Annotated in this window: 1 protein-coding gene and 1 pseudogene; both read right to left on the reverse strand. The window is 71.0% G+C overall.

The window, feature by feature from the left end:
• A pseudogene (locus KBX53_RS34465) lies at positions 1–400 on the reverse strand (MFS transporter); the annotation flags it as partial.
• Between the two features lie 218 nt (positions 401–618).
• Positions 619–867 (reverse strand): HNH endonuclease signature motif containing protein (locus KBX53_RS34470; protein WP_210863977.1); only part of this gene is annotated, 249 nt, incomplete at its 5' end.

The raw sequence follows: 867 nt of genomic DNA on the forward strand, positions 1-867 counted from the left end.
GCGCGGCGCGGACCGCCAGGTTGCCGGAGACCAGCAACGCGTCCAGAGTGGCCACCAGCAGGAAAACCGGGAACGAGCCGACCAGCAGGTACGCGGCGGCGACAACGGCCTGGGCCAGTTGCAGCACCGCGCGTAGCGCCCGGGGATCACGCCGGTCGGCGAGCCCACCGAGCGGCACGCTCGCGGTCAGCCCGACCAGACCCGCGATAGTGAGCCCCAGCCCCACTTCGGTCGGTGTCAGCCCCACCGAACGGGTGAAATAGAGCGCCGCGCCGGTCACCCACAGCCCGGTGCCGACCGTGTTGGCCATAGTGGCCAACGACAGGGTGCGCAGCCGACCAGGCGGCGGCAGCGGCAACAGTGATCGCCAGCGGCCGCGAACCTCCGCCGTGGTGCCCATCCACCGACCCTAGGGTCGCCGCCTGCTCATCGATGCCCCGCGCGGTGCGGTGCCCGTCACAGCCCGTGCCCAGGTCAATCTCGGGTGGGCTCAGCACAAAGATTCGTTTCGCCTCGCCTTGACCACAGCCGTCACCTGTGTTCGGTGATCGGTGCCGGCAGTCCTTCCCGCGCTGTCCTTCCCGGCCGTCCTGAGCGGAGCTGGCCGCCTTGGGGAGGTCACGTCCGCCGGTGGTACTGGTTGCGGCGAGGGAGTCGGTCCGGGTCGAGCCAGGCCGGCGGGACGAACTCCGGGTGACCGTCGCCGCCGAGCCGAACCGTCCAGTCGCCATGATGGAGATGTCGGTGATGGTGGGCACAGAGCAGTACGGAGTTGGCCAGGCTGGTGCTGCCGCCGTCGGCCCAATGGCGGATGTGGTGGGCGTCGCACCAGCGGGGCGGGCGGTCACAGCCCGGGAAGGCGCAGCC

The sequence above is a fragment of the Micromonospora sp. M51 genome (assembly GCF_018070305.1).
GTDB lineage: Bacteria > Actinomycetota > Actinomycetes > Mycobacteriales > Micromonosporaceae > Micromonospora > Micromonospora parva.